At 40.1% G+C, this 24,341-nt stretch carries 21 protein-coding genes; 9 read left to right on the top strand and 12 right to left on the bottom strand.

The annotated features are described in order from the left end of the window. Positions 1-2: 2 nt before the first annotated feature. From FAR12_RS15795 to FAR12_RS15785, 3 genes are all read right to left on the bottom strand, one after another. The gene (locus tag FAR12_RS15795) at positions 3-1,001 is read right to left on the bottom strand and encodes an ROK family transcriptional regulator (protein ID WP_170972229.1); all 999 of its coding nucleotides are present in this window, start codon (positions 999-1,001) and stop codon (positions 3-5) included. 203 nt (positions 1,002-1,204) lie between these two features. Then, positions 1,205-2,173 carry a cation diffusion facilitator family transporter gene (locus FAR12_RS15790; RefSeq protein WP_126409758.1) on the bottom strand — a complete coding sequence of 323 codons (969 nt, stop codon included), beginning with the start codon at positions 2,171-2,173 and terminating at the stop codon, positions 1,205-1,207. Positions 2,174-2,214: 41 nt separating this feature from the next. Further along, the gene (locus FAR12_RS15785) at positions 2,215-2,586 is read right to left on the bottom strand and encodes a hypothetical protein (protein WP_126409756.1); all 372 of its coding nucleotides are present in this window, start codon (positions 2,584-2,586) and stop codon (positions 2,215-2,217) included. A 136-nt stretch (positions 2,587-2,722) separates the two neighbouring features. Between FAR12_RS15785 and FAR12_RS15780 the strand changes: the two genes are divergently transcribed. Together FAR12_RS15780 and FAR12_RS15775 are read left to right on the top strand one after the other, a co-directional pair. Continuing rightward, positions 2,723-3,217, top strand: a complete 495-nt coding sequence (locus FAR12_RS15780) for a L,D-transpeptidase family protein (RefSeq protein ID WP_126409755.1) — start codon at positions 2,723-2,725, stop codon at positions 3,215-3,217. Between the two features lie 52 nt (positions 3,218-3,269). Then, positions 3,270-4,100 carry a DegV family protein gene (locus FAR12_RS15775; protein ID WP_126409753.1) on the top strand — a complete coding sequence of 277 codons (831 nt, stop codon included), beginning with the start codon at positions 3,270-3,272 and terminating at the stop codon, positions 4,098-4,100. Positions 4,101-4,158: 58 nt separating this feature from the next. Here the strand turns inward: FAR12_RS15775 and FAR12_RS15770 are convergent, their stop codons facing one another. From FAR12_RS15770 to FAR12_RS15755, 4 genes are all read right to left on the bottom strand, one after another. Further along, the gene (locus tag FAR12_RS15770; RefSeq protein WP_126409751.1) at positions 4,159-4,992 is read right to left on the bottom strand and encodes an undecaprenyl-diphosphate phosphatase; all 834 of its coding nucleotides are present in this window, start codon (positions 4,990-4,992) and stop codon (positions 4,159-4,161) included. 208 nt (positions 4,993-5,200) lie between these two features. Beyond that, positions 5,201-5,812 (bottom strand): pyroglutamyl-peptidase I, encoded by a 612-nt coding sequence (gene pcp, locus FAR12_RS15765; RefSeq protein WP_126409750.1) that lies wholly within the window; start codon positions 5,810-5,812, stop codon positions 5,201-5,203. A gap of 90 nt (positions 5,813-5,902) precedes the next feature. Next, a complete protein-coding gene (locus FAR12_RS15760; RefSeq protein WP_126409748.1) occupies positions 5,903-6,283 on the bottom strand; it encodes a LysM peptidoglycan-binding domain-containing protein in 381 nt (126 codons plus the stop codon). 529 nt (positions 6,284-6,812) lie between these two features. Then, positions 6,813-7,352 (bottom strand): TetR/AcrR family transcriptional regulator, encoded by a 540-nt coding sequence (locus FAR12_RS15755; protein WP_126409746.1) that lies wholly within the window; start codon positions 7,350-7,352, stop codon positions 6,813-6,815. A gap of 197 nt (positions 7,353-7,549) precedes the next feature. Between FAR12_RS15755 and FAR12_RS15750 the strand changes: the two genes are divergently transcribed. After that, entirely contained in the window at positions 7,550-9,025 is a 1,476-nt protein-coding gene (locus FAR12_RS15750) for a DHA2 family efflux MFS transporter permease subunit (RefSeq protein ID WP_126409744.1), read from the top strand. Positions 9,026-9,071: 46 nt separating this feature from the next. Here FAR12_RS15750 and nhaC read toward each other — a convergent pair whose 3' ends face one another. The 5 genes from nhaC to FAR12_RS15725 form a co-directional block, all read right to left on the bottom strand. Further along, complete coding sequence (gene nhaC / locus FAR12_RS15745) at positions 9,072-10,487, bottom strand: Na+/H+ antiporter NhaC (protein WP_126409742.1); 1,416 nt, start codon at positions 10,485-10,487, stop codon at positions 9,072-9,074. A 343-nt stretch (positions 10,488-10,830) separates the two neighbouring features. After that, the gene (locus tag FAR12_RS15740; RefSeq protein ID WP_212734395.1) at positions 10,831-12,015 is read right to left on the bottom strand and encodes a DUF4185 domain-containing protein; all 1,185 of its coding nucleotides are present in this window, start codon (positions 12,013-12,015) and stop codon (positions 10,831-10,833) included. A 37-nt stretch (positions 12,016-12,052) separates the two neighbouring features. Next, positions 12,053-12,859, bottom strand: coding sequence for a carbohydrate ABC transporter permease (locus FAR12_RS15735; protein WP_126409738.1), 807 nt, complete (start codon positions 12,857-12,859; stop codon positions 12,053-12,055). Between the two features lie 15 nt (positions 12,860-12,874). Then, positions 12,875-13,759, bottom strand: a complete 885-nt coding sequence (locus FAR12_RS15730; RefSeq protein WP_126409736.1) for a carbohydrate ABC transporter permease — start codon at positions 13,757-13,759, stop codon at positions 12,875-12,877. A gap of 111 nt (positions 13,760-13,870) precedes the next feature. Further along, complete coding sequence (locus tag FAR12_RS15725; RefSeq protein WP_126409734.1) at positions 13,871-15,142, bottom strand: ABC transporter substrate-binding protein; 1,272 nt, start codon at positions 15,140-15,142, stop codon at positions 13,871-13,873. Positions 15,143-15,596: 454 nt separating this feature from the next. Here FAR12_RS15725 and FAR12_RS15720 point away from each other — a divergent pair, with 454 nt between their 5' ends. The 6 genes from FAR12_RS15720 (at position 15,597) to FAR12_RS15695 (ending at position 24,286) form a co-directional block, all read left to right on the top strand. Further along, the gene (locus FAR12_RS15720) at positions 15,597-17,180 is read left to right on the top strand and encodes a PucR family transcriptional regulator (RefSeq protein ID WP_246010414.1); all 1,584 of its coding nucleotides are present in this window, start codon (positions 15,597-15,599) and stop codon (positions 17,178-17,180) included. 205 nt (positions 17,181-17,385) lie between these two features. Continuing rightward, positions 17,386-19,800 (top strand): FAD-dependent oxidoreductase, encoded by a 2,415-nt coding sequence (locus FAR12_RS15715; RefSeq protein ID WP_126409730.1) that lies wholly within the window; start codon positions 17,386-17,388, stop codon positions 19,798-19,800. Further along, the gene (gene solA, locus FAR12_RS15710) at positions 19,797-20,945 is read left to right on the top strand and encodes an N-methyl-L-tryptophan oxidase (protein WP_126409729.1); all 1,149 of its coding nucleotides are present in this window, start codon (positions 19,797-19,799) and stop codon (positions 20,943-20,945) included. Before FAR12_RS15715 ends, solA begins: the two co-directional genes overlap by 4 nt. Positions 20,946-20,962: 17 nt before the next feature. After that, positions 20,963-22,111, top strand: a complete 1,149-nt coding sequence (locus FAR12_RS15705) for an aromatic ring-hydroxylating oxygenase subunit alpha (protein ID WP_126409727.1) — start codon at positions 20,963-20,965, stop codon at positions 22,109-22,111. Between the two features lie 73 nt (positions 22,112-22,184). Continuing rightward, complete coding sequence (locus FAR12_RS15700; protein WP_246010412.1) at positions 22,185-23,435, top strand: quaternary amine ABC transporter ATP-binding protein; 1,251 nt, start codon at positions 22,185-22,187, stop codon at positions 23,433-23,435. Beyond that, positions 23,432-24,286 (top strand): ABC transporter permease, encoded by an 855-nt coding sequence (locus tag FAR12_RS15695; RefSeq protein WP_126409723.1) that lies wholly within the window; start codon positions 23,432-23,434, stop codon positions 24,284-24,286. Before FAR12_RS15700 ends, FAR12_RS15695 begins: the two co-directional genes overlap by 4 nt. The last annotated feature ends 55 nt before the right edge of the window (positions 24,287-24,341 follow it).

Here is a 24,341-nt window from a genome sequence, read left to right as displayed (position 1 = left end):
TCTTATCTACTAATTTCATTGATCATGAGATCAAGTCCAAGCCTTTGTAATCCAAATAGATAATCTTGTTTCCAATCACTCATTAGCAGCTCTGGAAGATGTTCCGTCGGAATATACTTTGAGCTCTGTTTTACGATTTTTTCTATAATCATTTGGTCCACTTCATCATCGCAAAAAATAATTTTATGAGGATTAATGATTGCAACAAATGAAGCTATTAACCTACTAATAGCATCAATCTCATATTCATGACTAACAAATACTTTCTTGCCCTCGTTTTCTAAAGCCTGACCGAAATTTCGATCGTCATATTGTGGAACGAATGAAATCTCTCCTGAAAAATTAGTGCTGCCTCGAACAACAACACCATTTACCATGATTCCAGCACCGGGACCATTTTGACCAGAATATAAATAAATAAGAGAGTTATTTTTCTTCCTTCCATTACTATCGTGGTAACCAAGCACCGCGGCATTCATATCATTCTCGATTACAACAGGCACAGAGAAACGCTTTTCCATGTATTCTTTCAAATCAAAGTTTTGCAGATGCTCATATCCTGGTATATAAATGATCCGTCCATTATTAACGGAACCAGGTACCCCGATGGATATAGAACTAATTTTAGGATATTTCTCTTTTATCTCTTCAACACACTCAGTTAATGATTTTAAATCATCGTTTTCCAATACACTTGAGGTTTTTCCTGTATTTTTGATTTCACCTAAACAGTTAAAGACAATATAATTTGTCTCTGTTCTCTCTAAAAAAATCGCCAATCCTAACATATACTCAGGATTATATGTATATCTTTTCGCTCTTCTTCCACCACTAGAATCATCAAGGCCGACTGAAATAAGTTCACCGTCTTTTTCCATCTGGGAAAAAAATTTGCTGATGGTAGGAAAACTAATTCCTAATTTTTCGCTAAGTTCAACTTTTGTTGCATTACCAAGTTCTAAAAGAGTTTTACGAATACCACGAAGGATTTCCGCTCTCATCGATTTTGGAGTTGAGTTCACAAGAGTCACCCCCTATTTAAATAAACTTATTTAACATCTTTAATAAGTTCTGAACAAAAAACTTATTAAACTTCTTTAATAAGTATCATAAATAATATAGCACATTCCAAATAAAAATGAAAAGCAGTGTGATTGTGAAATCGCACTGCTTTGTAGATTATCTTTTTTGGTCCAGTAGCTTCTTATTCTGTTAAGGCTTTGAACTCTCCATTCTGAACCCCATCATCTTCGACAAACTCGATGATGACATCTGTGACACCTTTCATTTCATTGATTTTAGCTTCAATCCGATTCTTAATTTTGCCTGCCTCTCTTACCGTTAGAGAAGGATCGATTTCGAGCTTCATTTCAATATGAAAATCTTCTCCTTCTTTTACCGCATAAAGGGTTTGAATATCCTTTATTTCAGGATCAGTATGGATATAAGCAGCTATTTCCTCTTCAAAAGCATCGTCTGCTTCACCAAGGGCACCTTTAGCATTATCTAGGAAAACTCTTCCCACTACAAAAAACATCATAACTCCGATAATAATTGAAGCAATACCTTCTGCCGCGTGAAAACCAGCAAAATAGGATAATAAAATACCAATAATCGCAATGACTCCACCCAGTGTTGCAACGAAATCTTCCATAAACACAAGCTTTGTCGCTGGCTTCGCTCTGTTTAAATGACCGAAGCTTTGTGTGACAATTCCAAATCCTGTAGCCTCGACATGGGTTTCATGAAGAACTTCTTTCATTGCCTTATAAAGAACGAAAGACTCTAAGATTACGGCCAATCCCAATACAGTCAGGTTGATCGCAACCCCAGTTGATTCTGTCGGATGGAAAATATGGTGATACCCTTCTTTAATGGTTTCATAGCTCATGATTCCAACAATGATTACTGCACCGAGTAAAACTAGATTTACAAGTCTTCCAAACCCATTTGGATAACGGTCCGTCGGCATTTTTTTACTTAATGCACTTCCTATGTATACAAAAAATTGATTAGCTGCATCTCCTAAAGAGTGCATTGTTTCTGCAAACATCGCTACATTTCCGGTAAAAAAGTAGGCGACTCCTTTGACGATTGCTATAATCGTATTAACAATAGCAGCAATCAAGGATGATTTATTCCCTTTTTTTAATAAGCTTTCTTTTTTTGACATATTCTCCTCCACGTACTTTTATAAGCATAGTATTCAACCAGTTATGCTTTTAATATACTTTGTGCCTCTTCGAGAGAATTCACAAACTCTCCCTTGAAGTTGACTTCCTTAACACAACACTCCACTTGCTCTTTTGATGTTTCATAAATCGGATTGACAATGATGATTTTCTTAAAATTAGCAGATGAATACAATTGTAACGCAAATTTAAGATCATGCATAACATGACCTTCAATTGCCTCCTGTCCTCTACCGTCAACGATTAACGTATAGTTTGCAGGGTTGATTATATTCACAGCTGTTTGAAACTCGCTCACGTACAATTTGGAGTCTTCCTCTTGAAAAAATCCACTTACTTTTACAAATAAAATCTTTTTTTCTGCGTCTATATTGATGTCATAAAGTTTTGTCATTTGCTCTCCCAACACTTTTACTCGGACTATAGCACTATCATACAGAAAAAATATGTATTCCGATAGGCTTTATTTGATTGTTACAGTCGATTTTTCGAAGCATACAATATAAGGAATATACGCGGAGGTGTCCACATTGATCCACACTGTGAAAGTAGGAGAAACACTGAACCAAATCGCAAGAGATTATCGAACACCGTTATCTGTTATCTTGAGCGCAAATCCTTCGATTAACCCAAATGTCATTTACCCTGGCCAATCCATCATTATTCCAGGCTTTCCACCAATTCAAACGATTCCGTATACAATTGATGTCTCCATTAATAATCGCAGGCTCATTTTGCTAAAAGATGGCGTCCAACAAAAGCAATATCCGATTGCGGTCGGTAGAATATTGCATGACACTCCATCCGGAAATTTCATCGTCATCAATAAGGCACCGAATCCAGGAGGTCCCTTTGGCACGATGTGGATGAGTTTATCCAAAGAGCATTATGGCATCCACGGCACAAATGATCCAAGCTCGATTGGTCATGCTGTGTCTAGAGGCTGCATTCGTATGCAAAATCATGACGTTGAAGAACTAGCAAGTATTATTCCAATCGGAACTCCTGTCTTGATACATCCTTAACCTCTACTGGTATAATGGAAGTAGTTTTTAGCGAATGGGTTGAGGTGAAAAAATGATTAAGATTATTACGGACAGTTCCTCCGATTTACCTGAAGAGCTTGTTACGAAATATGACATTTCTGTTGTTCCTTTGACTGTCACAATTGATGGACAAGACTATCATGAAAAAATAGACCTGAAGCCAAGGGAGTTTTTCGCAAAAATGTTTGCGACGGACCAGTTGCCGAAAACATCGCAACCATCTCCTGCCGCTTTTGCGAAAGCATTCTCGAGCTTCGATTCAGAAACAGAAGTACTTTGCATCACGATTTCTTCTGGATTAAGTGGTACATATCAGTCCGCTTCTATGGGCAAAGAATTGTCTGGTAATGCGAACGTAACCGTTTTTGATTCTTTGGCCGGCTCCTTAGGGCATGGACTCCAGCTCATTCGGGCCGCTGAGCTTGCGGAGGCTGGGCATTCGATGGATGAAATCGTGGCGAATCTGGTTGAGTTTCGCGAAAATATGAATATCCTTGTTCTATTAGACACTTTGGAGAATATCGTCAAAGGTGGACGATTAAGCAAATTCCAAGGCTCTCTGGCGAAAATCCTTAATATTAAGGTGATTTTGGAAAGAGTTGATGGTGGAAAGGTAGAAATCCTTGAGAAAGTTCGTGGGAAGAAAAAGTTCCAGAAACGTGTTCTTGAAATCATCGCGGAACGAGGTAGCGATTTTTCTAGTACGACTTTTGGCATTACCCACACTGGCAATGAAGATGAGGCAGAAGCACTCAAGCAGGAGCTGATTCGCTTGTTCCAACCAAAAGAGGTCATCGTAAACTACATGGGTGCCACAATGGGAACTTACGCTGGTAGGGATGGGATGATTGTTTCTTTTTAAGAATTTTAAAAAAAGCTGTTCACAAAGGTTGGCCACCTTTTGCGAACAGCTTTTTTTATTAAAAGTATAAGAAGTAAATCACAATAACCAAGACGATTCGGTAAATCGCGAATGGAATCAACTTGACTTTGTCGATTAATTTTAAGAAAAAGCGAATGGAAATCAGCGCGAATACAAATGCACTAAGGAAACCAACAATATAGAATGGTAATGCACTTAACTCAATGTATTCCCAGTTGCTTAATAAAGATAAAAAACTTGCCCCTGCCATAATCGGAACTGCCATAATGAAGGTAAAATCAGCTGCAGCACGGTGGCTCAAACCAGTTAACACCCCACCGGAAATCGTCGCGCCTGAGCGAGAAAATCCTGGCCACAGTGATAAACATTGAATTAATCCAACCGTTAATGCTTGCTTGTAAGTAATTTGATCAACTGTCTCTACTTTAGGGTTTTTAGAGCGCAGAAGGTCAGCTACGATCATGAAGATCGCTCCTAAAAATAAACCAATTAATACGGTTTTTGTCGTAAATAAATAGTCATCAATATAGTCATCCAAAAGAACACCCAGTACTCCTGCAGGTAGTAACCCAACAATAACATGAGTTAATTTCAAATGTTTTCCTGAATGAACTTGTCCTTTTTTAAACACACGATTGAGCCCTAACATTTCAATAAAACGATCTTTAAAGACGATCACTACAGCCAAAATCGATCCAAGCTGAATCACGATTTTAAATGTGTTCGCAGGATATTTCCCCAAAAATTCGGCCGACTTTAACCACATATCATCGACTAGAATCATATGACCTGTTGATGAAACTGGTGCAAATTCTGTTAATCCTTCTACCAATCCAAGTATGATTGCTTTTAAAAGTTCAATAAAATCCATTACATACCTCCAACATTAACATGTTTCAAATTTATTTTTTACAACATCATTTACAATTGTCACTATTGCATTGTAGCATATTCGATACTATATTTGCTCGCCTTTCCTGCAAATTTCAGTCTTTCATCCTAACTCTCCTTTCCATTATTAATAGACGAAAAAACAAGATTAAAACCAGTCACTTTTTTGACTGGTTCTAGAAATTTTTTTATAAAGTTTCCGATAACACCTTGATACACGTGACAATAGCCTTTTTCAAATCGTCGTGGGACCAGCTTGGAATCTTTCCATGTTGTATCGCAAGCTCATGGGATGCAGGAATATGGATAAACCCAGACGGTGTATTCTTATTATACTTTTTTGCATAGTGGAGACCTTGGTACATCACATGGTTACACAAATAAGTTCCGGCTGTGTTCGAGACCTCCGCAGGAAGCCCTTCTTTTAATAGTTGATTGACCATCGCTCGAACTGGCAGTGTCGACATATAAGCTTCAGGACCATCGGATTGAATTGTCTCATCGACTCGAACATTCCCATTATTATCAGGTGCCCCATCATTAATATTAATGGCGATCCGTTCAGGCGTGATTTTGTAGCGACCACCTGCAAGTCCTAGTGAAATAACTGCATCAGGCTGAATCTTGTCAATGTGCTCAATGAGCTTTTTTCCCGCCACTTCAAAATCTACCGGTAAAACCTCACTATGAATCTTGTACTCTCCGATTTCCTGATTATGAAGTTCCTCAACGATGCGCATTGTTGGATTAATGGTGAAATTAAGAAATGGTTCAAATCCAGTTAGTAATAGAGTTTTCATGTAAAATAGTCCCTTCATTAGCAACGTATTTTACTTTTTATTATGCCAGTCCTCTATCACAACGACAATTATTTCGTGAAAATTCCGTCATTAATTCAAACAGACTTCACAGTTTGGAATACAAATCCGCTGGCCAACGCGAAGATTATCTGGCTCAACACTTGGATTCGCAGCTAAAATACTTGTGATCGTCACACCAAAGGTTTGGGCGATTCTCCATAACGTGTCTCCTGCTTGAATAATATAGGCGTTATGATTTGGCGGACAAGCAGGGATACAGATGCTTTGTCCGACCTGAAGATTGGATGGATCGAGTCCTGGATTGGCTCGAAGGATACTAGAAACCGTGGTATCTAACCTGTAAGCAATTATAAACAACGTATCCCCTTGCTGAATGGTGTAAGGGTATTGATTTACAGAAAACTGACGAACAATAAGGTTGGTACTAGGTATTTGTCCAAAATGGTACATCACAAACTCCCCTTTACTGCTTTCCGATACCCTTACAATATGCAAAATATTGGGCTTCTGTGCCAATTTAGGAAGGATTGTTTCTCAAGGACTGTTGAGTGGAGCAAATCCTTTCGTGGTGACGTTTTTGTTAAGTTCACTCAGATTATCGTAACAATGGATGCTTCATGATTACCTTTTTCAGTTGTACACCAGCACTATCGGCACCATGAACGCTTTATGATTACCTTTTTCAAATGAACGCCACAATGATCGGCACTATGAACACTTCATGATTACCTTTTTCAATTGAAACCCAGCACTATCGGCACCATGAACGCTTTATGATTCCCTTTTTCGGGTGAATATCACCATTATCGGCACTATGAACGCTTCATGATTACCTTTTTCATATGAACGCCACCATTATCGGCACTATGAACTCTGCATGATTACCTTTTCTCAATACTCCTGCAAAAAAAGAGCACCATAGCTTCAGCCCCCTCAAAGCCAAAACCACAGCACCCTCCATACTAAAACTGCTCCTCTACTATTTAAACCTCTCCACAATAAAGTTCGTTAAATACGTCGGGCTGTAAGGTGTGCCTTCCTCCAACCACCACGATACGATCCCAAGTACGGAGGCTGCAACAATCTCATTAGGCACATTAAATGAACGTCCCTTCATTTTTCGATAATCAGACCAATAGGTGACGATATCCAACAAAATCGCAAACACTCTTTTACGGAATTCCTTGTTTTCTAACATCACCTTATAAAGCCCAGCATTTCGATAAAAATGCTCAAGAAAGGATACAAGACGACTACTTCCTTTTTGGGAATGAGCATCCTCTGATGAACCTTTCATCGTTTCGTGTAGCTCTTCAAGAATTTCATTGATCGTTTGCTCCATTAGATCATCGATATCACGATAATGTAAGTAGAACGTTGCTCGATTTAATTCAGCCCGCTCTGCGATCGTTTGAACAGTCAATTTGCTCTTATCGTAGTTTTCTTGGATCAAGGAAATGAGCGCATCTTTAAATAATCTCTTTGTTCGTTTAATACGGGGATCTATTTTTCTAGACATTTCATCCATCCTTCGTCTATCATTCTTTGCTTTTTCAACACTTATCCACATAAACGTCAATTAATCCACAGTTTCTTCAAATGTGTAAATGGCTATTACTACTATTCACATGTTAATATGTATTTTATTGACACGGTATCAATTAAACAACTTCGTGTAAAATTATTATACAACAAGAAAGGATTGTGTAACAAAATATGAGTGAACAGAAACAACCTATAAATAGAGGGCTACTGATGTTCGTTTTACTTTTAGGTTCATTTTTATCGATCCTAAATCAGACTATACTCAATGTCGCATTGCCCGATTTAATGAACCAATTTGATGTTTCAGCCACTACCATTCAGTGGTTATCCACAGGCTTTATGCTCGTGAACGGGATTTTGATTCCTGTCACTGCATTTTTAATGAAGCGATTCTCCACTAGACAGCTTTTCATCACATCCATGCTTTTATTATTCATTGGTACATTGATAAATGCTACCGCACCTAGCTTTGGATTTTTATTAACAGGTAGACTCATTCAAGCAGCTGGTGCTGGGATTATCATGCCTTTACTCATGACGGTTGTCCTTGTTGTTTTCCCAGCAGAAGGACGCGGAACGGCGATGGGAATGATTGGACTTGCGATGATTTTCGCTCCGGCTATTGGTCCAACACTCGCTGGAGTTGTGATCGAGCATCTATCATGGCGCTGGTTATTTATCGGAATGCTTCCACTTGTTGCGATCGTCATTGGACTTTCACTAAAATTTCTCATCAATGTGTCTGAGCCTTCAAAGGCAAAACTTGATGTCACAAGTGTAATTCTTTCAACCTTAGGATTTGGACTGCTTCTCTATGGATTTAGTACAGCTGGGGATAAAGGGTGGGGCGATCTATTAGTATTAACCTTTGTTGTAGCTGGCGTCATTTTTCTATATACATTCTGTCGCCGTCAACTATCTTCAGGGGATCCTTTGCTCAATTTAAAGGTATTCAAATACAAGACGTTCACGATGACAGCTATTATTAATAGTTTACTTACAATGGTCATGTATGGGGATATGATTTTACTACCAATTTACCTACAAGCAAGCAGAGGATTCTCAGTCCTTGAAACAGGTTTACTCTTACTTCCAGGCGCATTAATAAATGCATTATTGTCACCCCTTTCTGGTCGCTTATTAGATAAAGTGGGGATAAAACCACTTGCGATCTTCGGTCTTATTTTTACAATACCTGCCCTTTGGGGTGTTACTGATTTAAGTGAATCCACTACTTATACCTATTTAATGGTTCGGACAATCATCCTGCGTATTGGTTTAACATTCTTATCGATGCCAATTACAGCAGGTGGATTGAATGCACTACCGAAAGAACTCAATGCACACGGTTCATCCGTAACAAATACCGTTCGTCAAGTAGCTGGTGCCATTGGTACGGCGCTGATTATTACGGTGATGACAACAAGCTCAACAAATTATGCTGAAGAGTTGATGCAATCTGGGAATGCACTTTCAAAAGCTCAACTTGCCTTAGACTCTGCTATTCATGGGACAAATGTAGCTTACACTTTTACGATGATTGCAGCTATTCTAGCATTGATTGTGACTATAATTATGCCGAGTACGAAGAAAGCTTCGAAAGAAAAAGAAGCCACCGATAAGAAAATCGCTACTGAAGAAAGCTAACACTGCATACAAAAAGAGCGCTCCAACTTGAGCGCTCTTTTGCTTTTTATGCCTCTATTTCTTTTCCAATTACTTTTGGCTTTCTAATTTTTTCCGTCATCGAGAATCCTGTGATGCCATAAACGAGGCTGAAAATTGGCGTCGTCATCGCTAGAAAACAAAATGGAATATAGACGAGAGGTGGCACTCCTAATGTTGCAGCTGTAAAAATGCCGCTTGCTGTCCATGGGATGAGTGAACAGCTTTGTGTCGCACAATCCTCCATAATTCTAGATAGATTTTCAGGCTTCAAATTAAATTTTTCAAACAACGGTTTCATCAGCGTTCCAGTCATGACGGCTGAGAAATAGAAAGCACCGCCAATTCCTAAGGTAAAATAAGAAATTAAAATCGTTACAAAAACAAGCATCCCTTTACTTTTAATACGACTCGTGACCGATAGAAGAATCGTCTCAAGGACACCTGATGCATGCAGCAACCCACCTAATCCAAGAGCAAAAAGGAACAGTGCCAATAATGCCAGCATACTTGTCAGACCGCCTCTTTGTAAAAGGGTGTTCACAATTTCAATCCCTGACTCTACATAGTAGCCCTCATATAATATTGTAAATACTTCAGGCACGCTCAATCCTTGATACAGAATAGCCACCACTGCCCCTGCTATCGACCCGATAAAAACGGATGTAACGGCGGGCTGCTTTGAGATGAGTAGACCAAATAAGACGACGACGGGGATAAGAGGAATAACGCCTAAATGAAAATGATCCGATAAATAGCCTGTTAAGGCAGAAACTTCGGCTGAATTGGCTGCATTTTCACCATACCGGAAACCTAACACGGTAAAAATAATTGCTGTAATGATATAAGAAGGGACCGTTGTCCACATCATATGCTTAATATGGGTCATTAAGTCTGTACCAACAACGGCTGCCGATAAATTCGTACTGTCTGATAACGGGGATATTTTATCACCAAAATAAGCTCCGCTGATAACGGCCCCAGCTGTCATTCCAACTGGAATTCCCAAGCTATGTCCAACACCCATCATCGCGATACCAGCAGTTCCTAACGTTGCCCACGATGATCCAGTAGCAATTGATACAACCGAACAAAAGAGAAGCGTTGTAACTAAAAAGAATTGTGGAGAAATCGATTGGATTCCGTAATAGATGATTGTCGGGACTGTACCAGAGGCCATCCAAGAGCCTATTAATATCCCAACTCCTAAAAGAATCATTGCAGGCTGTAAAGCTTTTTTCATCGAGGAGAATATTTGCTCCTCTACCTCTTCGTAGCTGTAACCAAGCTTAAGTACAAATGGAATCACCGCGATCAACGCAATAAATAGCATGATCTGTATCTCCGCAGCAAAAACAAGCATCCCAACTGTAATAATGCCAATTACCATAACTAACAAAAGGATGGAATAAGTCAATGTAGGTTTTTTTATGTCATTTTGCATCCAAACACTCCTTTTTAATAAACAAACAACTGGAAAAATATTTGAAAAAAGGGAGAACTCCGCGGTTTTCTAACTAGAGATATAAGAGGAAGGTACCAACCTTAATGAGATTTCGAAATATACTGAAATTATAACAAATAAGAGCTTACTACCCAAATCGCTTCTCCTCTCGTATTCTTGAATATCATTTTATATTTCGCGAGGAGATACCCAATTCACCGTAAATGCTTATATTTTGAATGGGTATCCTTCCATATCCTCCGAATAACTCTCGTTGTGTTAGAATCTGACGACATGAAAAGAGCCCAATCTCATATGAGAATAGGCTCTAAATGTACTCTTGTTATTTTGGTTCAACCTGCAGCTTTCGCAATGAGAAATTGTAATTGTTTGCCCCGCCCATAAATGTATTGGACTGAACATACATCGTCTTCCCATCCCCGCTTATGAATTTCGATGGGATGGTCACCCCGTAACCACCGTTATGCGTGTCAGACCATGGATATTGGCCAAAGTCCTCTGATAAAAATAACTTCCATGGACCCCATGGGGTTGGTGCCTCATAAAACTCAAATGTATATTCCGTCCAAGATGTGTAAATATAGCGGTCAAGAGGCTTATTGTAGACGACGCTACCTTGTGAGATAACCGTTAAATTATTCGGTGCAACTTCAGCATCTTTGTATAATACCCGCTCATCGTGAAGTACTGATACTTTTTCTTTAATATCCTTCGTCCATGTTGGTTCTTTCCCCTTCACCCCAGCAAAAAACTCCCATGCAGAGCGATCTTGAATACTTGTTTTCGGCACTCTTGCAAGGTACAAATCTTTCGGGTCTTCCACACGGTCATTGAAGGAATCGCGCCAGTTATAGTCCAACCCATAGGCATAGACATATTCATCAATCGCGTTCTCATAGTCTTTTCCATAATCCAAAAACATGATGGTCGTAAAAAGATATTCGTCAAACATTGGTGCAGATGTATCCCAAGTCCATGTTTTGCCCTTATCTGTTGATTTCACAATCGTTGCAGCTGGAACATCATTAAAATCTTTGCTTAAATCCTGTACAGCCAGGTAAAGGTCGCCGTCGACACACGCCATACCATTTGGCTTCCGATTATAGCCGACTGGGTTATTCCAAATCTGCCCGATCTGATCGCCCTTCGAAATCGTTTCACCTGTAAGATTTTCAGGCATTCCCGTAATTTTACTAACTGCAATATCATTAAAATACGAGCTTCCTCCATTCGGTGGAACATTCACCACATTCCCTGGCCCGACAGTGAATCCATCGCCATCCCCATTTGCAGCATAAAGCTCATCATCGTCTGCCCAGCAGGAAGGCCATAAATCACCTTGCGTTTGCGTGTTATATGTATCCGATTCTTCAATTGTCGCACTGCTGAAAAAAGTACTTTCTTCAGGTACGGTCGCTACTTGTACTTGTTTTTCATTAAATTTCTGCAAAAAAATCACTCCGATTACAAGAATAATAGCTACGTAGACAACCCATCTAATTTTCATCATCATCCACCCTAGAAGAATTTTTTATAGAAGATCTCTACTTAATCCCCGACATTTTAATGCCGTCGACCAAATATTTCTGCATCGAGAAGAAGACGATGAATGTCGGAATCGCACTCAATAGTGCTGCTGCTAGGACAATGCTCCAGGCAGTTTCGTACCCTCCGCCAACAATATTGGCGAGGGCGACCTGAACAACCATCAGCTCTTCTTTTTGATTAATAATGAGCGGCCATAAGTAGTTGTTCCAGTTTGCCGTGAAAAATCCGATAGTCAACGGAATAATCATTGGCTTCGATAGTGGTAGAACGAGTCTGAAGAAAGTTCCCGCTATCGATAGCCCTTCCACATAAGCAGCCTCCTCCAATTCTTTCGGAAAATCCTGATAGAACTGACGGAATAAGAAAATCCCGTAGGCGTTAAAGATCATTGGGATAATTAACCCGCCATAAGAATTGGCTAGTCCTAAATTTTTTGTGACCATATAAAGCGGAATCATAATGACGGTAAAAGGAACCATCATGGTACTAATCATCCAGCCAAACACGAATTTTTTACCAGGAAAATTCAGGCGTGCCAAAGCATAGCCACTCATGGCATGAAAAAGCATCGCAACAACCGTGACCGTCACCGATACCACTAACGAGTTCCATATCGCCCTTAAAATATTCGTTTCGAGGACAGCCTTGAAATTATCTAAAGTTAAGTTACTTAAATTCAGACTAAGCTTGAAAACATCTTCCGGTGTTCTAAAAGAAGAAAATACTAAGAAAAAGATAGGAAGAATAATCAGTAATCCACATGCAAATATAAATATAGTTAGAATCGTTTTATTTTTCCCCATGCTGCATGACACCTCCTAATCCTTTTTCGTATACAATCTAAGCTGAGCAAGTGATAAGACAAAAATAATCAAGAATAAGACAACTGCGAGTGCAGATGCATATCCCATGTTAAGGAATTCAAAACCTTGTTTATATATATAAAGGACACTAACCATCGTCGAGTTAGCTGGTCCTCCCTTTGTCATAACCATGATTTGGTCAAACACCTGGAATGAGCCAATAGTTGTCACGACCAAAATAAAAATACTTGTTGGACGAAGCAATGGGAACGTAATATGCCAAAACGCTTTCCAGCCCGTTGCTCCATCTATCTTAGCTGCTTCATAATAATCGATTGGAATTTCTTTTATCGAAGCCAAGAAAATCATCATATTATAGCCAAGATTAATCCAGAAAATCACGATAATGATCGAGAGCAATGCCTGATCAGTTGAACCTAGAAACTGTTGATTAGGAAGTCCTACCAAATCAAAGAATTGATTGATGAAACCATTACGTGGATCATATAAAAACATCCAAATCACGGCAGAAATAACAGATGTAATTGCAAAAGGCAACAAAAACATCGTTCTCGCCACCCCTACGAATCTTTGCCTCATAGTGTTCAGCATAACAGCAAAGAATAGGGAGCCTGCAAACAAAAGTGGGACATAAATAACAGTGAAAATCAATGTTCGATAAACAGAATTCCACCATTCTTTATCTGAAGCCATCTCTTTGTAATTATCAAAGCCTATAAAAACCTTCGGAGATAAGGCATTCCATTCGTGAAGACTAACGTAAAATGCATATACCATCGGAACAAACACGAATAACGTCAAACCGAGCAAGTTCGGTAACAGAAAGCCGTATGCCGTCAATGTCTCATTTAATTTTCTTTTCATTCCCTTACGCTTCATCTTATATTGTCCTCCTCGTCGATATCGAGGTATCAGATAGATAACCATATTCATAGTGATAGGAAAGTCCGGGAGCCTTTCTTAAAGCCACCGAACTTTCCGAAAAAAAGATTATTTGTTTAATGCTTCTTCAATTTTCTTATGAGCTTCTTCAGCCGCGTCCTCACCAGAAACATCGCCGAACATAACCTGCTGCATCGCTTCTCCTACCGCGTCTACAATTTCTGGACCAAAACGTGGTTCTGGAATAGCAGAATCATAGATTTCTTCCGTGAAGACTTTACGCAATCCTTTATCGTAGATTGCTTGCCCTTCTTCAACAACAGAGATTCTTGGAGAGTAAGCAAATTTAACTTCAGTTGCCCACTTCAATGGACGAGATTTATCTTCAGCAAAGCACCACATAATGAATTTCGCTGCTTCATCTACATGTTCACTATTGGCGTTAACAGCCATTTTCCAACCACCAGCATCTGTTGCTGGCTTTCCACCTTCTGGGACTGGAATTGGTGCAAGACCAAATTCAGTATCCGCATAATCCTTTTCTAAAACTGGAACTAACCATGTACCAACAATGGACATTGCCGCACTACCTGTACCTAAATTGCCAGCGTCCCAAGGACCGTACTGTAATTTGGAAGGTGCTTGCCCGTCTTGGAAAAAGGAACCCCAATAATCCAATGCTTTTGCCACTTCAGGCGAATTAAATGTAGACTTTGTGCCATCCTCATTTAACACATTTCCACCTTGCTGCCATAAGAACGGATACCAAATAAAGTTCAGATAAGCTGCTTTATCTGTTGGTAAAACAAGTCCCGCTACATCTGAAGTTGTTAATTTTTCTGCCGCTGATTTTAATTCATCCCAAGTTTTTGGAACTTCAACTCCTGCATCAGCAAGCATTTTTTTGTTGTAGTATAAACCAAGTAATTCTAATTCATATGGAAGGGCAAGTACTTTATCATCGTAAGTGACAGCTTCAATCGATGCTGGAAGAAAGTCTTCTTTTGCTCCTTCTGGAAAATAGGAATTCAAGTCAGCTAAAATATTGGACTCAGCATATTTTGTGAAATCCCCAGGGCTAACCATGAACACATCTGGTCCTTCATCATTTGCAAAAGCGACTGGTAATTTTGTGTTGGAGTAGTCACTTTGATTAAATGCGGTATATTCGATTTTCACTTTTCCTTCATTTGCCGCATTATACTCCTTCACTAAATCCTCAAAAAATGCCTTTTCTGCATCAGTGTGCATATCCCAAAACTTCAATGTGACAACACCATCTTTTTCTCCTGAAGATGATGACGATGAGTCACTACAGCCTGCTTGAAACAATAGGATTAAAGCAATACTTAAAATCGAAAATAATTTCCAAATCTTCATTTCATTTCCCCCTAGATAAATGTTTTACAAGCGATTTCAAAAGATACCTCTCCAAAAATTCCCCCTTTTTCAGAAAAAGAATTTATAAAATTATGATGATGTAATTCATCTAGATGTTGCTGTTAAGGGACGCTCAATTACATGTGTAAACGTTTACATAATTGCTAATGGTTTGTATTCAAGACAATAAAATAGGAATGTTCGTACCCTAGGTTATCTTGTAGCACTTAATCAGCAATGAAAATGTGTAATCGTTTACATTGATTTTATATAATTCTCCCATTAATTTCAATACCTATTTGTGAATTTTGGAAATAATCGCAATAATAATTCCTTGTCAATATATCTGACAAGAAATCTTCTTCATATAAAAAGATTAAAGTATTATGTATATAAAATATTTTGAAGTAGGACGGCTACATTTCAAAATGAGGGGGGATTTTACTTGATTACGATGAACGAGATTCTCAATTTACCAGAGCTGCAGAGTGCCATCGTGCATACGGGAAGGAATGGCTTAGGTCGTAATGTTCGTTGGGTACATGTGATTGATCATGACGATGTCGGTTATTTTTTAGAAGGCGGCGAGCTCCTTTTAACTTGTGGACAAATCTGGCCCGAGGATTTGAACGAGCAAAGCAGAATCCTGAACATGTTTCTCTCCCATCAAATCGCAGGTATCATTTTTGCAACTGGTCGTTATCTCAATGAATGTCCCCATACCGTTCTTCAATTCGGAGAAAAATATGCCATTCCGATTTTGGAGGTTCCTTTTGAGGTACCTTTTGTAAAGGTTACGCGAAAAATTCACCAAGAAATCTTGAAACGACAATTTCAAAAAGAAGAATCGGTAAGTCAAATTCCATCAGAGTTTCAACAGCTATTTAAAACAGCACCCTCCCTCAAAGAAATAGCCGATGCCCTATCACAAAATTATCGATGTCCGATTCTCATAACAGATTCGGCGAATCAGATCATCATCCAATCCATTTCAGCTAATAGCAAGAGTATTAATCTAGCAAAAATGACGACAACTCTATCATCGAACATTCACCATTTGCTTCCACAGAACAATGCCCCAATCATCCGAATTCCTAATGAACAACAGGAGTTCATAGGTCTTCCCATCCAAGATGAAAGTGAATATCACGGAACAATATGGCTCTATTGTGAAACACAGAAGATCACTCAAAGTAAGATTCGGACAGTTCAACATACGCTTCCTTTGCTAAAAGAACTTATTTTACTAGAAAAAGATAAAGTAGCGAAAACCAGACAATTTCAGGCCGAGCTATTGGAGCTCATCCTTGATAATCCCAAAATTGCCTCGGTACTCATTCATGAAAAAATCAATCAGCTTGGCATTCATGCACAAAGCAATTGGTTCAGCGGATATATTACTTCTGCTAATGAACTCGACTCAACAAAATGCGAAATCCTCTACACCCAATGTAAGAACTGGGTAATCACTAGCACATACATATCTGGTTTTTTTGAAAGATTTGAAGGGAAAATCCTGTTTGTTTTAACGTTTGATGGAGACTTTGCTCTTATAAAAGAAGGACTCATGAAATTACAAAAAGAATTATATGACCATTTCCATGCGTTTTTACTCATTGGAGGTGTCAAAACAAATCCTTTTTTACTAAAGGATAGTTATCAAGAAGCTGTTCAGCTTCATACACTTGTCCATCTTTCCGATCCGAATGAAGAGCTCTTTTACGCGGATCGATACCGTCGCGAAATTATGCTCTATGGCTCCTTCGACCCGCTAAAGGCAAGCACATTACGGAATTTGATATTGCCAAAAGAGTTTTTTACAGAGCAAGGGAAGACTTTTTATGAAACATTGCGGTGTCTCAATCGAAATCAGTATAATCGAGAGCTTTCAGCAAAGCAGCTTCATATTCACCGGAATACGCTACGCTATCGAATTGATCGGATTGAGCAGTTGCTGGGGGCAAGCCTTCATTCAGTGAAGTTGCAATTTTGGATTCAAATTGCCTTTGATCTAGAGGTTGTTTCCTCTACACCCTAATACAACAAAGACATGTTTCCGTCCACAATTGTGCACAGCATCCAATTTTCACATAGTGGAAACATCAAAAATTAGGCATAGACGAACGATTGTGGAAGAAAGATTGATGAATTATCATACATGTAAAGTTAGTTAACGTCACCAAAAGAGATTTCGTCAGAAAATGTGACAACATACCCAGCCAATAGAAAGGGTGAATAAATCGATGGAGCAAAAAAAGATTATCATTATTGGAGCTGGTGTAGTCGGCAGCAGTCTCGCCTATTTCTTAAGCAAATTGGGGCAAAACAATATTACCGTCATTGAACAGGGACCATTGTTTGAAACAGGCGGTTCTACCTCCCATGCACCAGGTCTTGTGTTCCAGCTTAATTTTTCAAAGCTAATGACCGTTTTTGCGAATCAAACGGTGGAAGTGTTCCAAGAGCTGAACAGCCCTGAGTTTCCTACTTATCATCCAGTTGGAAGCATTGAATTGGCCAACACGCCTGAGAGATTAGAAGATTTAAAGCGTAAAGCGGGTGTCGCCAAATCCTGGGGTGTCGAAGCTGTGATTTTGTCCCCTGATGAATGTGCGAAAAAAAATCCCTTGCTCGATCCAACGCAAATTCTAGGTGGTCTCTATGTTGCTACCGACGGCATTGCTAAGCCGCTAAGAGCAGTCGATAAAATGGCGGAATTCTCAAAGTCTTGTGGTGTTCAATTTTACGGCCGGACAGAAGTGACGGATGTTGAAATTATTAATAATCAAGTAAAAGCTGTGGAGACGACGGCGGGACGATTTGAAGCAGACATTGTCATTTGCTGTGCTGGATTCTGGGGTCCACGAATCGGAGAAATGGTGGGCGTAACCATCCCCCTTCAGCCAATGGCCCATCAATATGTGGTCACAGAGGATTTACCAGAATTAGCGAATGAAACAGATGAAATTAGTTTACCAATGCTCCGCCATCAAGACAGTGCCTTGTATTACCGCCAATTATTCAACGGCATTGGAATTGGCTCCTATCAGCACCGTCCACTGCCAGTTGAAGTAAGTAATATTACAAAATACGGTGAAACGAAAGACATGCCTTCAGTTAAACCTTTTACACAAGAGGATTTTGAAAAGCCATGGCAGGATGCCCAAAAGCTCCTTCCAACCTTGAAAGATACAGGTCTCAAGAAAGGCATCAATGGGATCTTCTCCTTTACTCCTGACGGCATGCCTCTATTAGGGGAATCAAAGGTACAAGGTTTTTGGGTCGCAGAAGCCATCTGGGTCACCCATTCTGCCGGTATCGCCAAATCCGTCGCTGAATGGATTGTAAATGGTGCTCCAACACTTGACTTGGAATTATGCGATATCAATCGTTTTGATACGTACGCTCAAAGCCCTTTTTATTATAAATCGCGTTCGATTGAAAACTATGCAACAGTTTATGATATTCACCATCCTTACGAGGCTTCATCTTCTTCCCGAGATATGCGCCTGACACCGTATTTTGGGCGTCAGAAAGAATTGGGTGGCGTTTTCAATGAAAAGTCAGGCTGGGAGCAACCACAATGGTACATGATCAATCAAACCCTTTTATCCTCATATAAAAAAACACTTCATCATCGCACAGGCTGGGCTGCCAAGCATTGGTCCCCAATTGTCGAAGCAGAACAATTACACGCCAAAGCACATACTGCCCTCTTTGATGTAACAGCTGAGAAAAAGAGATTGGAAATAAGCGGAAAAGGCGTTATTCCATTTTTTCAGCAACTCACGACCAGCAATATTGACATCCCAATCGGCCAAGTCACGAAAACATTAATGCTCCATGAATTAGGTGGAATTAAGGATGAGTTAACGGTGATTCGCCTAGATCTAGCAAAATTCACAGTACTATGCTCGGGTGCAACGGAAGCAAGCTGGATTGAAAAAAAGGCCCGAAGCTTTACAGATATTCAAATCGTCGACTTGAGTTCAGGTACATGCGAACTGCAGCTCATTGGTCCGAAAGCTAAATTTGTCGTCGATGCTTTTGATCAGGTGTTTGACGAACCAAATCAAGTGAAGGCATTTTATATCGGTACGGCAAACGTACTCTCCTATTTTACAAAGCTAGGAGACTTGGAACTTTATTCTTTCACGACCACATCAGATCAAGGACTCACACTATGGGATGAACTCATGAATGCTGGTGATTCTTATCATATCGTTCCTGCTGGTAAGCGTGCCCTTGAACATTTACGAATCGAAGCTTTTTCCGTTAAATGCGGCAAGGATTATTGGAGCGAGCATGACCCATTTGAAATCGGACTTGAATCAATGGTCGATGTAAGCAAAACCGATTTTATCGGAAAGCCAGCTTTAATTACCCGTCAGGAACAAGGTCCAAATTTCGTTTCTACGAAGTACATTTTTGATGATCCCTCCATCGTCGTAATGGGATATGAGCCCGTGTTCGTTGAGGACCAAGTAGTCGGATTTGTCACAAGTGCGGGATATTCGTATGAGCTTGGAAGATGTGTAGTGATTGCACTCGTGAATCCTGCAGTGGTAAATAAGCCTGTTCAAATTGAATATTTTGGTCAATGCTATGACGCTGATAGTGAACCATCCATTATAAAAGTCGAAGGAGTGACAAGATGAATAATTTTGATGTGATTGTCATTGGACTTGGGGCAATGGGTAGTACCGCCGCTTATCAATTGGCAAAACGAGGACAGAAAGTACTTGGGATTGATCAATTCGGTCCCGCTCATGACCAAGGATCGAGTCACGGTGGTTCACGCATTATCCGTCAAGCATACTTTGAAGACCCTTCTTACGTTCCACTATTGCTACGTTCCTACGAGCTATGGGAGGAAATTGAAAAAGAAAGTGGCGAGGATATCCTCATCGTGACAGGTGGATTGATGTTTGGTCCGCCAGATAGTCTAACCGTTTCTGGCAGTATCGGTAGCGCGAAACAATGGGGTCTCTCGTATGAGGTGTTGGACTCAAGTGACATTCGTAGCAGATTCCCTGCTTTTACTCCAGAACCTCATCATATCGCGCTTTATGAGAAAAAAGCTGGTTTTGTCAGACCTGAACTTAGTGTCTATACCCACCTCCAGCAAGCTGAAATACAAGGTGCCGAGCTCCACTTCTTTGAACCTGTTGTTTCATGGGAAGCGAACCCTTCAGGTGATGGTGTAAAAGTGGTCACTACACACGGAACCTATGAAGCTGGTAAGCTGATCATTTCTGCAGGTGCGTGGGCCCCACAGCTTTTACAAAATCTTGGTGTGAGCCTTGAAGTTGAGCGTCATATTCAAATGTTCTTTGAACCGATTGGAGGCATAGAGCCCTATCGCGTTGGCAAGCATCCAATCTATATTTGGGAAGGCGATGACGGTGTTCAATTATACGGCTTCCCTTCATTCGGCATAGGCGCTGAAGGAGCGAAGGTCGCCTTTTTTCGAAAAGGCAAGCCTTGTACCCCTCAAACCATTGATCGAAACGTTTACACAAATGAAGTGGAATTGATTCGGGAGTATCTAGCTCAATTCATCCCATCGTTGAACGGACGATTTTTACAAGGAAAAACATGCATGTATACCAATACTGCAGATGAACATTTTGTTATTTCCACTCATCCAAATCATCCGCAAGTATCAGTGGCAGCAGGATTCTCTGGACACGGATTTAAGTTTGCGAGTGTCGTAGGCGAAATTTTAGCCGACTTAGCCATCCATGGAAAAACGAACCACCCGATTGATTTATTCAGTCCAAAACGCTTCGCGTATCAATAATTTTGGAGGGATCCGAAATGGTGTTAGAAAACAGTGCTGTTAACGAATTGAGTAATATGAAGCCAACCTTAAAAGGTCCCCTATACACATCTTCTGAAATTTTCGCTTTAGAAAAGGAACATATTTATTCGAAGGAATGGATTTTTGTTGGCTATGAATGCGATGTGGCTGAAGCTGGCCAATACATCACGCTGAATGTGGAAGGTGAAAATATTGTCATCGTCCGAGGAAAGGATTACGTTCTTCGTGCTTTCTTAAATGTATGCCGCCATCGCGGAGCTAAGCTTTGCACGGATCCATGTGGAAAAAGGGCAGTCCTTCAATGTCCTTATCACTCCTGGAGCTATGGACTGGATGGGAATTTGTTAAGCGTCCCAAACACAACAGAATTCAAAGAAGAATTAGTGAACAAACCTGCGTATGCCTTAGAATCCATCCATGTACGAACATGGCATGGCCTGATTTGGCTCAGTTTTTCCGAGAATCCTAGACCAATTGAACAGCAATTGGATACACAAATTCTTCTTCGATTTGGTGAACTAGATACCTTTGCTCGCTACAACCTTGCTAGCTTGAAGGTAGCTCACAGCAAAGAATATGAAGTGAAAGCCAATTGGAAGCTAATCGTAGAAAACTTCCAGGAATGCTATCACTGTTCTGCCATTCATCCAGAATTAACGGCTGCCTTCCCATCTTTTAAAAGTGGCGTCGGCACTCAAAACGGGATTGGCACTGGTGCAGAATTACGTGACGACTTGCACTCTTTTTCGATCAGCGGAAAAAAGGAACGTCCAAAATTAAAAGGCTTGTTACCTGAGGATGACCGTCTCTATTTCGGAATGACAATTCTTCCTCATGTGTTCATAAATTTAACGCCTGATCATATCATCATCCATCGAATCATTCCTATATCTGCGGACCATTCTAAAGTCATTTGTGACTGGTTGTTTGACCCAGACGAAATCGCGAAGCCTGATTTTGATCCATCTGATGCGGTTGAACTATTCCACCGCACCAATGAACAGGACTTTGTCGCTTGTGAATGGTGTCAGGAAAATATGGGTTCTAAAGCCTACAAAAATGGAGGCGTCTTAGTCCCTGTTGAACAGCATGTATCTGTTTTTTATAACTATGTCCTTGAAGCAATCGGATTAGCCGGTAAATAGTGAAGTTCTGGTTGGCGAGGCTTGAACTTGTCAACCAGTCCTCCACTCCATTTCTTAGAAGGGAGTGATGCGGATGAGTAAATCGAAAGATGCTCTCATACGTGTTGAAAATGTTTCAAAAACCTTTGGAAAGGAAAAAGATAAGGCTCTTGAATTGCGAAGGTCTGGAAAAAATAAAGACGAAGTCGAGGTTGAAACAAAAACAACCGTGGCGATACTCGATGCTTCTTTTGAAGTAAAACAAGGAGAAACCTTCGTCTTAATTGGATTGTCTGGTAGTGGTAAGTCCACACTCCTTCGATGTTTGAATGGTCTCATCCCCCCTACCGAAGGAATGGTGTATTTGGAGAACGACGACATTGCTCACCTGGGAAAAAAGCAACTGCAGCACATTCGTCGAAATAAGATGGGGATGGTTTTTCAAAATGTTGGCCTACTCCCTAATCGCACGGTTCTTGAGAATATTACATTTGGATTAGAGATTAATGGCATCCCAGCCCATATGCGCGATAAAAAAGGGCGAGATGCCATGGAGTTAGTTGGGCTTAATGGTCAAGCCTACAAAAGAATCCATGAATTATCAGGTGGAATGCAACAACGGGTAGGATTAGCACGGGCACTGGCATCTAACCAAGAAATTTTATTAATGGATGAACCCTTTTCTGCATTAGACCCCCTTATTCGGCGTGAAATGCAAAAATTATTCCTTGATATACAAGATGAAATTCATAAGACTGTTATCTTTGTAACCCATGATTTAGATGAGGCATTAACCCTTGGACAACGAGCTGCCGTTATGAAGGATGGAGAGATTGTCCAAATTGGAACTGCTGAGTATATTCTAAGCCAACCGGCTACCGAATATGTGAAAAAACTAGTGCAGGATGTGGATTATAGTAAAATCCGTCAGGCGAAAAGTGCGATGAGCACTGTAGATGTGTTCGCCCTTGAGCATGAATCTCCTCAGGTTGTTTTACGGAGAATGAAAGCGAAAAAACGATCATCGATCCTTGTTGTAAACGAGATGCAAACGTTAATAGGTGCACTGCCGATTGAAAGAGTCGTAGAACTCGTTGAGTTTCACAAGCAGGATTTAACGAACGTGAAGCTTGAGCGGCCGATGTGTGTTCATCCTGCTGTTGCGTTACGTGAAGTCATTCCCCTATTAGTGAATCGTCAGTTACCAGTAGCTGTCGTTAATGAACAAAACCGTTTAATTGGGCAGATTGATAAAGATTCGTTGATTGCTAGTTTAACCGAACAGATCGATGTGGATTCTGGAAATGTTAATGAAGTTCTTCAAAAGGAGGTGTCCCAAAGATGACAATGGCGATCACTGGCATTCCCCGTATTCCTTTAGATGATTGGTCAAATGATTTTATTGATTATTTGACCGAGAGCTTTTCCGTTGTTTTTGATGTGATTAATACAATGATTTCAAGTGTCATCGATAGTTTAGAATGGCTTTTGATGCTACCGCCTCCCCTCGTCATGCTGTTTTTGATTGTCGGACTCTCTTGGTGGCTGACCAATTGGAAGATTGCTGCATTTACCGCTTTTGGCTTGTTTCTGATTATGAACTTAGGACTATGGCAAGCATCTATGTTAACGTTATCGCTTGTCCTTGCCTCGACGATTATATCTCTACTATTTGGGATCCCCCTTGGAATCCTTGCCCACCGTTTTGATCGGATAAAAGCCATTGTCATCCCACTTCTGGATATTATGCAGACAATGCCTGCCTTCGTCTATTTGATTCCTGCTGTCATCCTTTTTGGATTGGGAAATGTAACTGCACTAATTGCCACTTTCATTTTCGCCATGCCTCCAGCTGTCCGCCTAACATTATTAGGTTTGCAGCAAGTTCCGCATACCACTTTAGAAGCAGCAGAAGCTTTTGGAGCTACTGAATGGCAAAAGCTCTTTAAGGTTCAATTACCCCTTGCTTTTCCAATGATTATGTCAGGAGTGAATCAAGTAATCATGCTGTCTCTGTCGATGGTCGTTATCTCATCGATGGTTGGAGCGGGTGGATTAGGTGCAGAAGTGCTAAGAAGCATTAGTTTACTTGATGTTGGCTTAGGCTTCATCGGAGGAATATCCGTTGTTATCATCGCTATTATTTTGGACAGAATGACAAATTTTTCAGCGCAGAAAAAAGCAAATATATCGTAGAAAATTAAGTAAAGATTGGAGTTGGAAGGGTTGAAAAAAACGAGCTTTTTGATTG

It is taken from the genome of Bacillus yapensis (assembly GCF_005280205.1).
In the GTDB taxonomy this organism is placed as follows: domain Bacteria; phylum Bacillota; class Bacilli; order Bacillales; family Cytobacillaceae; genus Robertmurraya; species Robertmurraya yapensis.
Note: the sequence above shows the minus strand (reverse complement) of the source record. Positions and strands in the feature narration are given on the sequence as shown.